Origin of the sequence: Bacteroides thetaiotaomicron VPI-5482 (assembly GCF_000011065.1) — a bacterium.
Taxonomy (GTDB): domain Bacteria; phylum Bacteroidota; class Bacteroidia; order Bacteroidales; family Bacteroidaceae; genus Bacteroides; species Bacteroides thetaiotaomicron.
In genome coordinates, this window is record NC_004663.1 from 1,745,989 (window position 1) to 1,760,498 (window position 14,510).

Sequence of the window (14,510 nt, forward strand, 5' to 3'; positions counted from 1 at the left end):
CTTTTTCACTCTGCAAAAATAGACAATTTATCATATAGCAAATGTAGATAAATTACAGAGATGTGTACCCTAATTACTGATTCAAACATTTTCTGCCATTTTTACTTTTTATCAATATCCTTTTCATCTCATCCATAATCGGTCTTTCGGCGGCACAAACATAAAAAAAGATTTTCTCTGCCCATATATAATTCATATCTTTGCCCATGATACGAACAACATAATGCAATGAAAAAAATACAACTGACCAACGCACATAAAGAAAAATTATTTCAAATCCCTTTATTTCGGGATTTACCTCTGAACATTAAGGAATCTCTGCTGGATAAACTGGATTTCGTTATCTATGCAGCGGATAAAAAAGAAATAGTTGTTACGCAAGGTACACCTTGCAACAAACTATATGTGTTATTGGAAGGAAAACTACGCACGGATATCATTGACGGATTGGGGAACGAAGTGATGATTGAGTATATCATCGCACCACGTACCTTTGCCACCCCTCACCTTTTCAATTCAAACAATACGTTGCCAGCTACTTTTACTGCTTTGGAAGACAGCGTGGTACTCATGGCAACCAAAGATTCCACTTTTAAAGTCATCAGTCAGGACCCGCAGGTGTTGCACAATTTTCTTTGCATCGCCGGAAATTGCAATATATGTACCGTATCACGTTTGAAACCTCTGTCGCGCAAGACTGTACGCGAAAGGTTTATTGTTTACTTATTCGAACATAAGAAAAAAGATTCTCTGACTGTAGAGATCATGCATACCCAGTCACAGCTTGCCGAGTACCTGAATGTATCACGTCCTGCTTTATCCAAAGAAATCAATAAGATAATCAAGGAAGGGCTGATCACAATGGAAGGAAAAAAGATCGAGATTCTGAATAAAATGGCGCTGGAGAAATACTTATAATAAAAAGAAAGTGGCACAGCCTAAATTTAATGCTGTGCCACTTTTTATATTCTATCAACGGTTTAATCTGAATCCTAGCTAGGTTTCAATTACCATTTTGTAAAAAACACTTTCGGGTTGATATTGACAGATACCCATCCCCAGTCTTGCCAGCTCTTATGATTTCCGCCTTTCACAGCATCCATCGTCTTCGTTCCAAGCATAAAAGAATAACCGGCAGAGAGTTTCACATCTTTCATTACGGACCAATTGATCTGATAGTCAACTTCCGAACCGAGTGACTTCTTCAAATCTTCTTTAAAATCTACTTCAGTAGCAGTAGCAAAATAATGATAATTGAGTTCCATATCTACCTTGGCAGATGCACGAAAACGAGCCCCAAGACGACCATCTATTAATCCGGGAGCAAATCCTTTGTTGAATGCAGAAGCGTAGAAATAATCCATGCTGCCATAGAATTTATGATGCGTCCCATAAAGAGGGTCAAAAGCCTTAAATTTACTACTACCTTCTTCATTTCCGCTCAAATAATCAAAGCTTACAACCATTCCCCATGTCTTATTGAACGCATAAGCTGCCGTAGCACTTGCCATGAAAGCAGAAACACTCTCGGCATCCTTGTTCTTACCTGTTTGGTAGTAGAAAGCGCCATCCAAGTTCCATCCGCTATTTTTATATGTAAGATAAGTTCCCATCGTTTGCAAGTAGCGGGTATGAGAATCTTGAGTGAGCTGATTCCCTGTCTCTAACCCTAAATTCATAAACAGTAAAGAAGCCCCGAACGGAATCTTATCTGCTTTATAGTGATACCACACAGTCTGCATATTCTTGTAAGGCTGACCAATAGAAGAATTGTAATAAGTACCACCTGCCGTTTTTTCATCATTCTGGTTGAAAGCCAGAATAGCATGTATTTCATTATTCTTATTGGCATATCCCAGTTTCAACGCATCATGATAACGGCCTGCCACATTCCAGTCCAGTCCGCCCAAAATACGTTCATCATCATAAACTAACGTCTGACGACCTAACTGTGCAAAGAAGCCTTTTCCAAAATCCAGCTTTGCCCATGCCTCATTCAAGATAAAGCGACCATTCTTGTCAATCTGCGGATCTTGCCCCCATACTCCGACATGCTGTGCCGACATCTTGATTTCAAGGTCCGAACGCTTGTAGTCCAGTGACAAACGGGCACGGTTATTAATGAATGATGCAGCCTTCTGCCCTTCATTGCGAGGGACTAAAGCACCGTTTCGATACTCCGCACGAGGTCTGATTTGCATAGACATCGAAAATTCATTTTCCTTCTCCGTAGTTTGTGTGTATGCCATGCTTGGCAATAGCATAAGAACGAATGACCAATAAAATGTTTTCATTGATATTTCAATTTAAGTTATAAGTATGTACACTAACTCCTTGTGCCGATGGAAGGTAATTGATTCCATACCAACACATTTGTAATAAGACAAATGATACTAACAGAATGACTAATGCCGGACGACTCTTCAACGGTCTGCCCAGCCTGAAATGGATATATACCAGATAGGAGAACCAAGTAGCTGCCGCCCATGTCTCTTTCGGGTCCCAAGCCCAGTAGTGCCCCCACGCTTCTTTCGCCCAGATAGCTCCCGTCAGCATTCCCAATGTCATAAATGCCAAGCCCACATAAGTCAGGTTATCGCATAAGTCCATCTCTTTCCGTTCAATATCCTTCTTTTTGAACCAAAGCAGATAGACAGCCATGACCACCGCAGCTCCCAACATCGCATAAGCAAACATATACACTATGACATGAGGGGCAAACCACGGACTTTGCAAAGCAGGCATCAGCGTTTTATTGTGAATCTCCGGTTTAAAGATATTGATACAGATAAATACCAGTGAGAGAATGCAACTGAAACTAAGAATCCATTTATATTTCCAACGCACGTACGTTATCAAACCAGCCAATGGAAGGAAGAAAGAATACCACAGACGTGTCTCTCCCATCGTCCGCATCGGAGGACGTTCCAGAGAAATCCACATACCGAGGATAAAACTGAAAAAGATAGCCAGCCCCAACAAGGTAAACCCATAAGCCCATACCGGCTTCTTTCCTTCCCAGGCAGCAAACGCGCCCAAGCCCCAGCAAATCAATGCGGCTATCGCAAACCATATAAAATGTTCCCAACTCATTCCGTATCCTCCTCTTTCCTCTTTTGTGCATTGACAAACAGACAAATTGCTCCGAGCATCATCATGATGATCCCTGCATATACTACAGGCAACCACGGGTCGCGAACCAGCTCAAAGACACTGATATCGCTCCAGCGACCTTTCGACTCATCATAACTAAGCTGATAAATTTTCCATCCTGCTATCTCCATCGGACGATTTACTTCAATCGTACTTTCCATTATCGTTCCTTCCTGTGTGTAGACTTTTACTTCCGAAGCAAAACGTTGCGGTTCCCGTTCCGGCATCACCAGACTCGTCAGAGAGTCGAGACGCAATGCCTTATAAGGAAAAAGAAAACTACCACAGCTCACCCACCCTTCTTTCGTCTGTTGGTTCTTTCGGTTGACGGCCTTCAGATACACTGCATATGTCGCTCCCATCGAATGGAAATCTGTAAATTTCAGTGTGTCCTCTGTAGCTACGGAGGCAGCCATCGGAATAGACTGTTCGACAAACAAGTCCCAATCCAGCAGACTGCCCTCGGAAACTCCGTTTTCAAGCAGTAAATGCACAGGAGACTTTTCGGGGAGTACTCCCCCCGTTTCATTGTCAATCAGCATCAGTTTCGGAGGATATTCATCAATCGTAAAATCCTTCAGTTCGATAGCCAACGGAAGTTCTATCAATTTTCCTTTATCATCGGTAGCCCTCCATTCTGCGTTTCCCATTCGGGTAGTCATCTTCAAGCGTTGCATATCGGCATTTCCCAAAGTAGCCGTAATCAATGCCACGAGCAATCCTACGTGATTGAGAAGAAAGGATAGTCTGCCAATCCTGAATGGAAAGCTGGCACGGAATATGGTCAGTCCCAATACAGTGACCATCCAAAAGTAAAGCAGGACGAAAGGCCAGGACGAAATCATCTGCGAAAATCCCAGTATATCATTGGAAGCATGACCGGAAGGAGCCTGCCGGATAAGTCCCATGATCACCGTCATGCCGGCTACCCATACCAGGGAAGAAACGGCAGCGGAATAATGGCTCAACCATCCAAACAGATACACACGTTTACGAAGAAGGTGCATGGCTACCAGCGCTATGATATAAACCACTAACACAATCGCATTGACCGGACAGGCAAACAGGCCCCAGTTGATGGCTCCCACTGCCATTTGCAGCAAAATACCTATCACCAGTAATCCCGCACCAATCACCAGCCCTTCTTTATAACTCCACGGTTTGCTCCACATATATCCCTATTTTACTTTTGTGCCAGACGCCCGTTTGCCTTTGCCTTCTCCAGCCATGCCGGAACGGTCGTTTTCAGGAATTTCTCCTTAGCAGCTCTTTCAGCATCCATATCAAGACCGATATATTCCTGTGCTTTGGCCTTCGTTGAAATGTCCGGCATCGGAACGTCTTCCGTATACCCATGCTTCGCTAAAACTTTGGATACAGCCAGACGAGCCTGCATAGCACGGTCCAGACCATGAGAAAGAATTCTCTGAATCTCCTGCGGTGCATGGAAAGAACCTCCATGTGATGCCACACCGAAGTCCCAACGCCATTGTGCCTGACGAATCAATGCAAGCACATCTTTCATCTGATCTTCTGTAGCACCCTTATCCCAGGCAAATTTTGCTTCGATATGCGCCTTTGCCAGTTCCTGTTCCAGACGGTTACGGATTTCATTTGCCTTGCGCTGACGCTCGTACACATTGTTACGTAATGTTTCTTCACTCTCACGATGACAAGTCTGACAGGTGCGGTCAATCATTGCCAATGGGCTCTGAATATGATGGTCACTGAATTTCACGCCCCCTTCACTCTTATAAGGCATATGACAATCGGCACAAGAAACGCCCCTTTGCCCGTGAATACCCATCTGAGCTATTTCATAGTCGGGATGCTGGGCTTTCAAGATCGGAGTACGGCTTAACTTATGAATGTAATCATAGAAACCTGCCTCATCATAATATGCTTCCATGTCTTCTACAGTGAAACCTTTATCCCACGGGAAAGTCAAATATTTACCGTCACCCTTAAAGTAATATTCTACGTGGCACTGCGCACAGACCAATGAACGCATTTCCTGTGGAGTAGCTTTTGTGATATCTTTTCCCTGACGCTGGAAAGCTTCAATCAATGCCGGACGGCTGATATGAAGATTCATTGTTTCCGGATCGTGGCAGTCGGAACAGCCGATCGGATTCACGATTTCATCACCAAAGGCAGCCCATTTGTTATTATAGAAAGAATCGACTCCCAATGCTTCCATCATGCGGGGAACATCCGGACTCTTACAAGTCCAGCAAGTAGAAGGCTGAGGGCCATCGTGCGGACCTGCAGGAGAACCGGTACGAAGTGACGCCGTAATATCCTCGATAGCATGCATATGTCCGCGCGGAGTGGAATAGTCTTTTGAAAATGCATATCCTGCCCACAGAATAACCATTTCCGGACGTTTTTCCAAAGCATCAACAGCGACATTGCCATTAAACTCGCTTTCAAAATCAGTCTTTGCCGTTTCCGTCCAAGTCTGATATTCGCGGGGAAAATCATCTTTAAACAGTTCGTTGCGTGCTTCAATACCTTTAATGACAGTTTTGCGGTTATTAAAGATACTGGCGACTTCCGCCCTCCTCTCCATCAACGCAGAAACACATAATCCTAAAACAAAAACAACGACCATTGAACCTCCGGACAACAGCCATCCTTGCCATGATTTTAATTTCTTTTCCATTGTATATCGGTTTTATTATTTTATTACGTAGTTATGTATATGCTTATTCCTTATTATTAACCATCTTCCGGAGCCATTCCGGTACAGGCGATTCGGGAAGAGGGACGATAGCTGCCGGAGTAGCGGACAACGAATTCTTACCACCATGAGGTACATCCCGATGACAGTCCCAGCAAGCCTTTCCTTCTCCTACCATAGACATCATATAATCTATCTTTCCTGTTTTTACAAACTCCGTATTCAGTTGTGTATGGCAACGAATACAATTGTTCATAATCACCTGCGAACTGGCCTCGTGGGCCTGTATCACTTGTGGCTCACTTTTGGTAAGGAAAGCTGCGACGTGCTTCATACCATCCATTCCTTTGAATGTCCATTTCTTTACAATGTTCTCGTGAGGAACATGACAATCGTTACAGGTGGCATCCCGTGCATGTGAACTGTGAAACCATGTGGCATAATAAGGAGACATGATGTGACAATTCACACACGCTGCCGGATCATCGCCCAGATACGTATGTGCCCGAAGCATGTACATAAATAAAGCTCCTCCGCCTACAATAATACCGCCAATGATAATGGCTATTATCTTCGATCTGTACGAAGGAAAAATTCGGTTTATAAATGGTAACTTCATCATAGTGAAAAAGTATTTTTCACAAAAGTAAAGCTTTGGAAACACAAAAGGTGTAATAACTATTACACCTTTTAAAGAAAATTATACGAACACTGATTAATAAGAGAAAAAAGATACTCCATCCCGCCCCCGTTTTGCATGGCAGGCTGGCTATTTTATTTATTCATCGTGATGATGATCGTCCCTTTCGGCGGTAGTGCTCAGTACAATATTGCGCGCAATGTAGGTTTCGTTTCCTGCGGCATCCGTGCAATAAACCATCAGATGATAATCGCCCGGAGTAGCATTGGCCGGAATTACAATATCGTGGTGATGGATATGCGCCGTTTTCTTTCCGGAGATATCATAAGACCTGTTGAAACTGAAATCGACAGTGGCTTCGCCCGTAGCAGCAGCCCTGCTCTTTCCATGCGAATGGTGGTCGAAATTACTATGTATTTCAATCATATATGACTTTAACATGACGTCGTCCGACAGATCCATTTCAAAATGTACTCCGTGCTCGTCGCCAATTTTCAGTTCTTGCCCTTCTTCCGGTTCACTTAGTTCAATCACCGGTTTGGTGGTATCGCTATCCGAATCGTCACAAGAAATAAATGCAAATACAGACATTGCCAGAAGGCTGATGATCGGGAGGTAAAGTTTTGTTTTCATTACAGTAATTTTTTAAATGGAATTTTGATTAATAATTGGAAGTTTCGTCCCGGTTCCGGAATTTCTACTTTCCTGTAAAAACTAAGATGATTGTAATATCTGGTATTGAAGATATTACGGGCGGTCAGGGTTATTTCTATCTCGTTAGTCCTGCCAACCGGAATATTCAGCGAGCCACCCAAATGAAACAGGTTAGCCCCCGGTGTACGGTCCTCATTACGGTCTACACGGTTCTGACGGGCAATAAGTTGCCACTCCGCATAAAGCATATAGTGTTTTCTTTGCCATGTCAACGTATTCCGCATACCGAACGGCGGAGAAAAACTTAACGGAATATGCTCGTCACAGTTGTAGGTGTAGACGTATTCTCCGGAGATACGGTAATTGAAGTGACGCAGAAAGTTAATGTCTATCGTAGCCTCCGTTCCGGCAAACAGTGCTTCGGCTCCCGTGTAGCGGTAAATCTGTCCGGCATGCGGCAGAACTGACCATTCGCCTGTGGGACGCAGAAAGATGTAGTTACTGAACCAACTGACAAAAGGAGACACGGAAACGGAAAGTCCGTGATATCGCAGGTTGTAGGAAGCATCCATCTGCCATCCTTGCTCGGATTTCAGAGAAGCATCTCCCTGCTCGTGACGGAAAGTGCCGTGATGTACACCGTTAGCAGCCAGTTCATTGGCTCCGGGGAGGCGGAAGCTACGTCCGATGTTCACTTTCACCATGTGCTGAACGGAGGGTGTCCATACCAGTCCCAAAGAAAAGGAATAGTCACCGAAATGCTTTCGGACGGCATGACTGTTCCATTTATAGGACTCTACTTGTTCATCATCATATCCTTGCCTCCGAAGGTAATCCGCCAGATAAACATCCTCGTGCGGAGAGATGCCAATATAACCATAATCATATCGCACGCCTCCACTGACAGAGAGAATGTTATTAGGCTTATACGTCGTAAGCCAGAGCAATCCGGTACTAGAACGATGGTACTCCGGCAACAAAAATGAATAGCCGGAAATGTCGTTCTGCTGATGTTGCCTATCCCACCCCAACGTATGCTCCCATGAAGAAGAGCCAATAAAGCGGGCTTTTACCGAAGCACTGTATGTGTTCAGATCGAAAGCCAGTTCTTTGTCCGGGTCCTTCTCCGGCGCAGGCTGGGAGCCGTAATGAGTATGAAAAGCACTCCATTCCTCCCGATGGTTATTCTGAAATCCCAAATCACCGGACAGGATCAGTTTCTCCCAAGCATATTGCTGATGTGTGGTTACTTTCAGATGATTTACCTTGCTGTAAGGCAGTTCGATATTCCGGCTGTCTCCGTCATCTTCTACGCGCGATGCGTCGGGGACACCGTGTGCGCCCGGAAAGAACCCCGTCTTCTGATAGACATTACTGATGGAATAGTCTGCTCTATAGCCTTTTCGCTGATATTGGGTGAAAAGGCCGATATTGCGTTCCACTCCTGCCGTATTTTTCAGTTTACGCCCATAGACGGGCATTTTCTGAGTCAGGTAGACAATGGTATCCGTAGGGATGCGGTAATCACCGAAGTGCTGTTCGGAATAACGGATTTGCGCATACCAGGCATTCTTTTTAAGTCCCAGCATCAGCGAACCTGCCAGTGTTCCGTTGACGGATTTGCCCAATAGGGTGACATCGCCGAAGAGCATATTCGCAGAAGGTATGGGAGGAGAGGCTATATCAATCACTCCACCCATGGCATCACTGCCGTAAAGCAGTGAGGAAGGACCTTTCAAGACATTGACTGCTTCGATATTGAAGGCATCCAGTTCCAGTCCGTGGTCGGCTCCCCATTGCTGGCCTTCCTGCTTGATTCCGTTTTCCAATACGGCTATCCGGTTGAATCCCATCCCCCGAATCATCGGTTTGGAGAAGCCGGAGCCTATGTCCATAGCTTGTACTCCGGGAATGTTCTCCACTGCCTGCATGAAGTTTCCCGTAAAATGTTTGCGCAGAAAATCCTGTTCTATCACTTCAACCGTAAGTGCAGACTTCTTGGCTTGACGCTGTTGGTACGACTCGGTCACAACAACATCAGGCAAAAGCATACTCTTGATTGAATCGGACTTCTGTGCGTGGACGGGTAAGGTTACAAACAACCCTATTACGCCCGAAATAATTCCGATACGCATCAATTACAATCTTTTATATAATGTGTAAAATGAATGTGAGGACAAGTTACAATGAACCTGTCTTCCTAGAAAATATGAATATGTAATTATGCGGCAGGAGGCGCGCGTAGGTGATGCGAATAAGTTCGTTTGCAGACAACCTTATCCTGGTAAGTAATCGTCTCGTAAGGAACGAGCGTCAATATACAATGAAATTCTACCGGCTGAGGTTCTGTAAAGAGAGAAAGGGAGTATTTACATATCGCACAATCCTCGGCATGACTCCGGGAATGGTCGGCATGAGAGCATGACGTTTCATCTTCACTTCCATGATAGTGAAAGGTTTTCACTACAAAGAAGGGAATGAATGTCATGAATAACATCCATGCTATGTATGCTCTTATTTTTCTCTTGTGATACATTCTCCCCTATCGTTTTAACAGAACAGTAAGGCAAAGATACTCGTATGAAACAAAAGGTGCAAATTATCTGACTTAATATGTGTTATTAAAAGAATAGTAATAAACGACATTCAATTTTTATTCATTACTTTTGTTTCATAGCATAGTGACACAATATGTCTATAGAAAATAAAGAATCATCAAAAGATAACAGATTATGAGCGCAAATGACAAATTAACCATTCTTTGGACGACTGACAACAAAGATACCGTTTTTAATATGTTGGCAATGTATGCCTTAAACTCTAAAAACAGAGGTTGGTGGAAACATATAAATATTATTCTTTGGGGAGCATCTGTGAAATTAGTAGCCAACGATACGCAAGTACAGACTGAAATATTAGAGATGTTACAATCAGGAATTACGATTGAGGCATGCCAAGATTGCTGTGAGAATTTCGGGGTAGCCTCTATCATCACAAATCTAGGTATAACTGTTAGATATATGGGAATCCCGCTAACCGAATATCTGAAAAACGGGGAAAAGATATTATCTATCTAAGCATGATGGAAATAAAACATAGAATACAGTTCGGATGCGATACAGACGAATTGGCAGACAAGGTCTTATCAGGAGAAAAAACAGCAACTTCTTCTTTATATGATTATTCTCTTATGAATCAAGAAGAAATTAAAGTCAATGAATGCGCTTCTATACTAGACTCACAGGGCAAAGAAAAATGTATTGTGAAAATTGAAAGAATAGAGATTGTAGATTTTCAAGATATAACAGAAGAATTTGCTGTCAACGAAGGAGACGGCTGTTTGGATAACTGGATAAAAATACATACAGAATATTATTCTTCATTATTGGAAAAGATAGATAAGAAACTGACAGGTAGAACAAAATTAGTGTGCGAGTGGTTTTCTGTAGTATCCTCTAATAATTAATCCATATATATTTTAATTCATTGTTTCATTCCTTCTGTTTCCACACATAAAAGACAGTTCGTCCTGCTCCCCTCTTGCGAAGAGTTCCCTCCTTGATGAAAGTATTCAAATCATCAATTGCTTTCAATCGGGGGAGTCCGGTCAGTCTGCTATATTCTATACGCGTGATTCCTCCGTTTTTCTTCAGAAATTCCTGCAACATTTGGAGACGGTCTTCAATGGATATTTTAGCATTGTGAGTTTTTTCATTGGAGTTCTCAACTCGTTCAAGTTCTATCTCCCGCTTTATTTTCTTTTTAAATTCTTTGGAAGTACGTAAATGAACATTGTCAAAACGGATAGACTCGGCGCGAATTTCTTTCTTAGTCATCACTTTATGGGTACACTTCAACGAAATGCTGAAATGTCCAAGTTCGCCCAATTCCACGATGTATCCATCCGCCAAGGCTTCGGCCAGTTCATCAACTACAGCGCCAAGTACTCCTTCAATTATATTGTGCGGAAAAGGTTGGTGACGGGATACGCGTTCTATAAAATCTTTTTTCGAATAAGTTCCACTCGGAACAATGCGGGCATGAAGGGGTTGTTTCTCCCCTGTATCATTAGGGTCCGGAGTCTCATACAAATCATAAAATGCACTCATTAGTATATTTTTTATTAGTTGTTTATGTGTCTATCAGTTTATTCGCTAACATTTCAGTCCTCTTATACTAAACCTTAACTTTAGTTTAGCATAAAAATAATCGTCTGACAACTGTTTCTTTTTCGTCTGACAGTTGTTAGACGAAAAGATAACAGTTGTCAGACGAAAGTTCAACAGCTGTCAGACGAATAGCTCATCGCATACAAAGGTACAGTTTTATGTAATGCGAACTGTAATTCTTAGCAAGAAAAAAATTATTCAATAGCAAAACGCGCCGTCATCTCATACCGCAATGTAATAACGCGATATTGCTCAGTGGCAGCTGTCCCCATACTGACATTACTCTGTGCCTGATAAAGAGAATAAGGACTTACATAGCTCGAAGCCGGTTCGACAATACGAATGACCTCACCCAGTTTTTGTCCCATAGCTTCCACAAGATAAGATGCCTTTTCACGTGCTGCTTTCAATGCTTCTATCTTACCTTGTTTACGATAGTTCGGCAAATCCTTGTGCTTCAGCTCCCCGATACGCATGGACTCGATGCCTTTCGTATCAATCTTCTTAATAACGGCATTTATCTTTTCGAAGTCAGTAAACCGGATGTCCAGTTGCTTACCTATCAGAAATTCTTTTCCTTTCTGACGCCAATAGTCTCCGATTTCCTGCACACGAATAGCCTCATCCGAAATTCCCGCTCTACTTAGTACCCGACGCAAATCTTTTTCAATCCATTCCAACGGAACTTTCGTTTTATAATCTTCCGGCTTGGACTTCGGCACAAATTCCTCTTTCCAATATTCCTTTATCTGAATCAAAAGATGAATCTCATCCGGCACAACTTCTATTTCAGAAGAACCGGTTACCTCAATATATCTTCTCTCACTCTCCTGAGCATCGGCAACAACACTCCATACACATAAAACAATAGCTAATAAAAACAACTTTCTCATATCTCTGAATTTATAATAGTACTTAGTTTCTGAATTCCCTGTCCCATATCAGACAAATGTAGTAATAAAAAATCAATCAATGCCTGTTTTTACCATAAAGCTATCCACAAAGTCCATCATAACAAGCAAATGTTCTTTATCCATCAACAGGATATCTCCGTCCTTTACTTTATATTTCTGCGGCTCTTTACCGGAAAGAAGCGAAATCACTCCCTGTTCAAACAGACGCCTTAGCTGAGTGCTGGAAAGAAGAAAATTCCTTTTTAATAAAGACGACAATTTCAGATTAAATTCAAACTCATATTTGATTTGAATCTTTATGGTTGCATCGGGCACACGGATTATATCTTCTTTCGAGAAGTTATCCGTAACCTCATATTCTACACTATCATAATCCGTTTTCAAATGATTCCTGCCGGCAAGTTCGGCAGAAAAAACATATTTCCAGGCTGCTTTCCGATCGTTCATGGAAAAGCTATGAAACAGGACTTTATCTATCAAATCCGGTTTGGTACGTGACAGCAAAGTAATGTTGCATGTATTATCGCATTTCACACACCGATATATCAGCCAGACATCGATGTTCTTTTTCTGCGCATTCATTCTAAACTTATCACTACAGTAAAACCGGTCACTATCGCAATGACTGCATTTCTTAATTAATAAAGGAGAATTCTTTGCCTTTATCTCCCATGTAAATGTTGTATCCATAAAGCAAAGTTGGATATAATCCATTTATAAAATTCACAAGATGTCACAAGATGGCGTGAAATTTATCTGTCGAGCTCCTCCATCATCTTCTGTATTTTATCCTTCAACTTATCAAGAAATTGTGTCCTGCTCTTCTTCCGATTCCTAATTTCCAAGAAGATACGATAAAAGTCCCCAATCTCGATATTGAAAAGTATCTCGCAACAAAAAGCGATGTCTTTCAGACTGGTATTTCCATTATTAAAGCATTTGCCCGCATAGATCGCATAGATGAATTCAACCAAGGCGACTTTACTATCCGTCCATTGCAGCAACTTACTGTCTACTATGGAGGTGAATTTAAGATGCAGTTTGTCTGACAGCGAATCGATCTCGTCTGACACATATTCTATCAAATGACTATTCGCCAGAATCATTGCAACGCTTGAATCGTGTAAGGTGGTAAAAGAAGAATCCCTGTCCAGCAAATGACAATGAACATCGGAAAGAATATCATAATTCTCACGGATAAAATATTGGTTATCAAGTTCGGTCTGACCGGCACGATAATAATCATAGAAGCTATTATTCAAAAATGACTTCTGTATATTTTCCAGCTCCATCTTTAAATATTTGCATTGAGCCGACAGGGATTTGCCGACACGGTTCTTTTCAATCTGATATAAACGGATATAAAACATCAGCAAGCCGGAAATCTGCGGTTTCCAGACTTTAAAGAACTGAATTTCTTCTTCAGGATTCTGAAATTGATATTCGGCAACTGCCCTTTTCAGCAAAGTAAGTGATGTCTGTATGACATCTATTATCTGCTTTATCCGCTCGAGAAGGGCAATCGGCTGTTGCTCAATCCTTTTAATTTCTTTTTCTATGTTCAGCTTACTATTTCTTACGAAATTTTCCATTCATTCTCAATGTACCCACAGCTTTCGAACCGTCAAAAGGAGTCTGACTAAAAGCCTGAATACCAAATTGCACTCGTCTTAAAAAAACGATGCTGTGAATAATAAAATTGATAAAATGAAAAACCGGTTCAAGTAGAAATACTCAAACGAAAGAAATTAGCCTGTGGTTTATGAGGCTAATATTAAGCTATAACAAATTTAAGAATGGTGCTCAAAATAGTTGCTTTTAGAATTCAGATGCAAATATAACCGATTTTTTATGATTATGTGAAGTTTATATGAAAATTTGAAAACAGCCTGCGGGAAGCTACAGAAAAATACTATCTTTGCCTTCGGTTCTTCACAAACACAGTGATGAAACCATTCTTTTTAATCACATAAATAATAAAAGAACTATGATCAGATTAAATGTTTTTGTTCGTGTAAACGAAACAAACCGCGAAAAAGCGATTGAGGCAGCAAAAGAACTGACTGCCTGCTCTTTGAAAGAAGAAGGATGCATTGCTTACGATACTTTTGAAAGCAGTACCCGCCGTGATGTTTTCATGATTTGCGAAACATGGCAGAATGCTGAAGTATTGGCAGCACACGAAAAAACCGCTCATTTTGCACAATACGTAGGTATCATTCAGGAATTAGCTGAAATGAAACTGGAAAAGTTTGAATTCTAAATGAATGCCAGATAGACGAAAAACACGTCTTCCA

The 14,510-nt window shown here is 41.9% G+C and carries 16 protein-coding genes; 4 read left to right on the forward strand and 12 right to left on the reverse strand.

Annotated elements, in window-relative coordinates:
• Positions 1 to 228 precede the first annotated feature (228 nt).
• Positions 229 to 918, forward strand: coding sequence for a Crp/Fnr family transcriptional regulator (locus BT_RS07160; RefSeq protein WP_008762363.1), 690 nt, complete (start codon positions 229 to 231; stop codon positions 916 to 918).
• Between the two features lie 89 nt (positions 919 to 1,007).
• Here the strand turns inward: BT_RS07160 and BT_RS07165 are convergent, their stop codons facing one another.
• From BT_RS07165 to BT_RS07200, 8 genes are all read right to left on the reverse strand, one after another.
• A complete protein-coding gene (locus tag BT_RS07165; protein WP_011107761.1) occupies positions 1,008 to 2,294 on the reverse strand; it encodes an alginate export family protein in 1,287 nt (428 codons plus the stop codon).
• Between the two features lie 7 nt (positions 2,295 to 2,301).
• Positions 2,302 to 3,093 carry a cytochrome c biogenesis protein gene (locus BT_RS07170; RefSeq protein WP_011107762.1) on the reverse strand — a complete coding sequence of 264 codons (792 nt, stop codon included), beginning with the start codon at positions 3,091 to 3,093 and terminating at the stop codon, positions 2,302 to 2,304.
• Positions 3,090 to 4,325, reverse strand: coding sequence for a cytochrome c biogenesis protein ResB (locus tag BT_RS07175; protein ID WP_011107763.1), 1,236 nt, complete (start codon positions 4,323 to 4,325; stop codon positions 3,090 to 3,092). Before BT_RS07175 ends, BT_RS07170 begins: the two co-directional genes overlap by 4 nt.
• 11 nt (positions 4,326 to 4,336) lie before the next feature.
• Entirely contained in the window at positions 4,337 to 5,818 is a 1,482-nt protein-coding gene (gene nrfA / locus BT_RS07180) for an ammonia-forming cytochrome c nitrite reductase (RefSeq protein WP_011107764.1), read from the reverse strand.
• Between the two features lie 43 nt (positions 5,819 to 5,861).
• Positions 5,862 to 6,458, reverse strand: coding sequence for a cytochrome c nitrite reductase small subunit (nrfH, locus tag BT_RS07185; RefSeq protein ID WP_011107765.1), 597 nt, complete (start codon positions 6,456 to 6,458; stop codon positions 5,862 to 5,864).
• Positions 6,459 to 6,614: 156 nt separating this feature from the next.
• The gene (locus BT_RS07190) at positions 6,615 to 7,109 is read right to left on the reverse strand and encodes a DUF4625 domain-containing protein (protein ID WP_011107766.1); all 495 of its coding nucleotides are present in this window, start codon (positions 7,107 to 7,109) and stop codon (positions 6,615 to 6,617) included.
• Entirely contained in the window at positions 7,109 to 9,265 is a 2,157-nt protein-coding gene (locus BT_RS07195) for a TonB-dependent receptor (RefSeq protein ID WP_011107767.1), read from the reverse strand. Before BT_RS07195 ends, BT_RS07190 begins: the two co-directional genes overlap by 1 nt.
• Before the next feature lie 86 nt (positions 9,266 to 9,351).
• On the reverse strand, positions 9,352 to 9,666 hold the full coding sequence (locus BT_RS07200; RefSeq protein WP_011107768.1) for a hypothetical protein: 315 nt from the start codon (positions 9,664 to 9,666) through the stop codon (positions 9,352 to 9,354).
• 196 nt (positions 9,667 to 9,862) lie between these two features.
• On the opposite strand from BT_RS07200, the gene BT_RS07205 reads away from it, so the two are divergent.
• A complete protein-coding gene (locus tag BT_RS07205) occupies positions 9,863 to 10,207 on the forward strand; it encodes a DsrE family protein (RefSeq protein ID WP_008762354.1) in 345 nt (114 codons plus the stop codon).
• Between the two features lie 2 nt (positions 10,208 to 10,209).
• Positions 10,210 to 10,596 (forward strand): ASCH domain-containing protein, encoded by a 387-nt coding sequence (locus tag BT_RS07210; RefSeq protein WP_011107769.1) that lies wholly within the window; start codon positions 10,210 to 10,212, stop codon positions 10,594 to 10,596.
• A gap of 25 nt (positions 10,597 to 10,621) precedes the next feature.
• Here the strand turns inward: BT_RS07210 and BT_RS07215 are convergent, their stop codons facing one another.
• The 4 genes from BT_RS07215 to BT_RS07230 form a co-directional block, all read right to left on the reverse strand.
• On the reverse strand, positions 10,622 to 11,239 hold the full coding sequence (locus tag BT_RS07215) for an HU family DNA-binding protein (RefSeq protein ID WP_011107770.1): 618 nt from the start codon (positions 11,237 to 11,239) through the stop codon (positions 10,622 to 10,624).
• Between the two features lie 254 nt (positions 11,240 to 11,493).
• The gene (locus BT_RS07220) at positions 11,494 to 12,192 is read right to left on the reverse strand and encodes an SIMPL domain-containing protein (RefSeq protein WP_011107771.1); all 699 of its coding nucleotides are present in this window, start codon (positions 12,190 to 12,192) and stop codon (positions 11,494 to 11,496) included.
• 72 nt (positions 12,193 to 12,264) lie between these two features.
• A complete protein-coding gene (locus tag BT_RS07225) occupies positions 12,265 to 12,903 on the reverse strand; it encodes a DUF1062 domain-containing protein (protein ID WP_061474088.1) in 639 nt (212 codons plus the stop codon).
• A 62-nt stretch (positions 12,904 to 12,965) separates the two neighbouring features.
• Positions 12,966 to 13,805: an RteC domain-containing protein gene (locus tag BT_RS07230; protein ID WP_011107773.1), complete on the reverse strand. Its 840-nt coding sequence runs from the start codon at positions 13,803 to 13,805 to the stop codon at positions 12,966 to 12,968.
• A 395-nt stretch (positions 13,806 to 14,200) separates the two neighbouring features.
• Here BT_RS07230 and BT_RS07235 point away from each other — a divergent pair, with 395 nt between their 5' ends.
• Positions 14,201 to 14,476 carry a putative quinol monooxygenase gene (locus BT_RS07235; protein ID WP_008762348.1) on the forward strand — a complete coding sequence of 92 codons (276 nt, stop codon included), beginning with the start codon at positions 14,201 to 14,203 and terminating at the stop codon, positions 14,474 to 14,476.
• Positions 14,477 to 14,510: the final 34 nt, after the last annotated feature.

Bases quoted from the DNA above. Each gene is read 5' to 3' on its own strand.
- BT_RS07160 (WP_008762363.1), top strand. From the start codon at position 229: ATGAAAAAAATACAACTGACCAACGCACATAAAGAAAAATTATTTCAA.
- BT_RS07165 (WP_011107761.1), bottom strand. From the start codon at position 2,294: ATGAAAACATTTTATTGGTCATTCGTTCTTATGCTATTGCCAAGCATG.
- BT_RS07170 (WP_011107762.1), bottom strand. From the start codon at position 3,093: ATGAGTTGGGAACATTTTATATGGTTTGCGATAGCCGCATTGATTTGC.
- BT_RS07175 (WP_011107763.1), bottom strand. From the start codon at position 4,325: ATGTGGAGCAAACCGTGGAGTTATAAAGAAGGGCTGGTGATTGGTGCG.
- nrfA (WP_011107764.1), bottom strand. From the start codon at position 5,818: ATGGAAAAGAAATTAAAATCATGGCAAGGATGGCTGTTGTCCGGAGGT.
- nrfH (WP_011107765.1), bottom strand. From the start codon at position 6,458: ATGATGAAGTTACCATTTATAAACCGAATTTTTCCTTCGTACAGATCG.
- BT_RS07190 (WP_011107766.1), bottom strand. From the start codon at position 7,109: ATGAAAACAAAACTTTACCTCCCGATCATCAGCCTTCTGGCAATGTCT.
- BT_RS07195 (WP_011107767.1), bottom strand. From the start codon at position 9,265: ATGCGTATCGGAATTATTTCGGGCGTAATAGGGTTGTTTGTAACCTTA.
- BT_RS07200 (WP_011107768.1), bottom strand. From the start codon at position 9,666: ATGTATCACAAGAGAAAAATAAGAGCATACATAGCATGGATGTTATTC.
- BT_RS07205 (WP_008762354.1), top strand. From the start codon at position 9,863: ATGAGCGCAAATGACAAATTAACCATTCTTTGGACGACTGACAACAAA.
- BT_RS07210 (WP_011107769.1), top strand. From the start codon at position 10,210: ATGATGGAAATAAAACATAGAATACAGTTCGGATGCGATACAGACGAA.
- BT_RS07215 (WP_011107770.1), bottom strand. From the start codon at position 11,239: ATGAGTGCATTTTATGATTTGTATGAGACTCCGGACCCTAATGATACA.
- BT_RS07220 (WP_011107771.1), bottom strand. From the start codon at position 12,192: ATGAGAAAGTTGTTTTTATTAGCTATTGTTTTATGTGTATGGAGTGTT.
- BT_RS07225 (WP_061474088.1), bottom strand. From the start codon at position 12,903: ATGGATACAACATTTACATGGGAGATAAAGGCAAAGAATTCTCCTTTA.
- BT_RS07230 (WP_011107773.1), bottom strand. From the start codon at position 13,805: ATGGAAAATTTCGTAAGAAATAGTAAGCTGAACATAGAAAAAGAAATT.
- BT_RS07235 (WP_008762348.1), top strand. From the start codon at position 14,201: ATGATCAGATTAAATGTTTTTGTTCGTGTAAACGAAACAAACCGCGAA.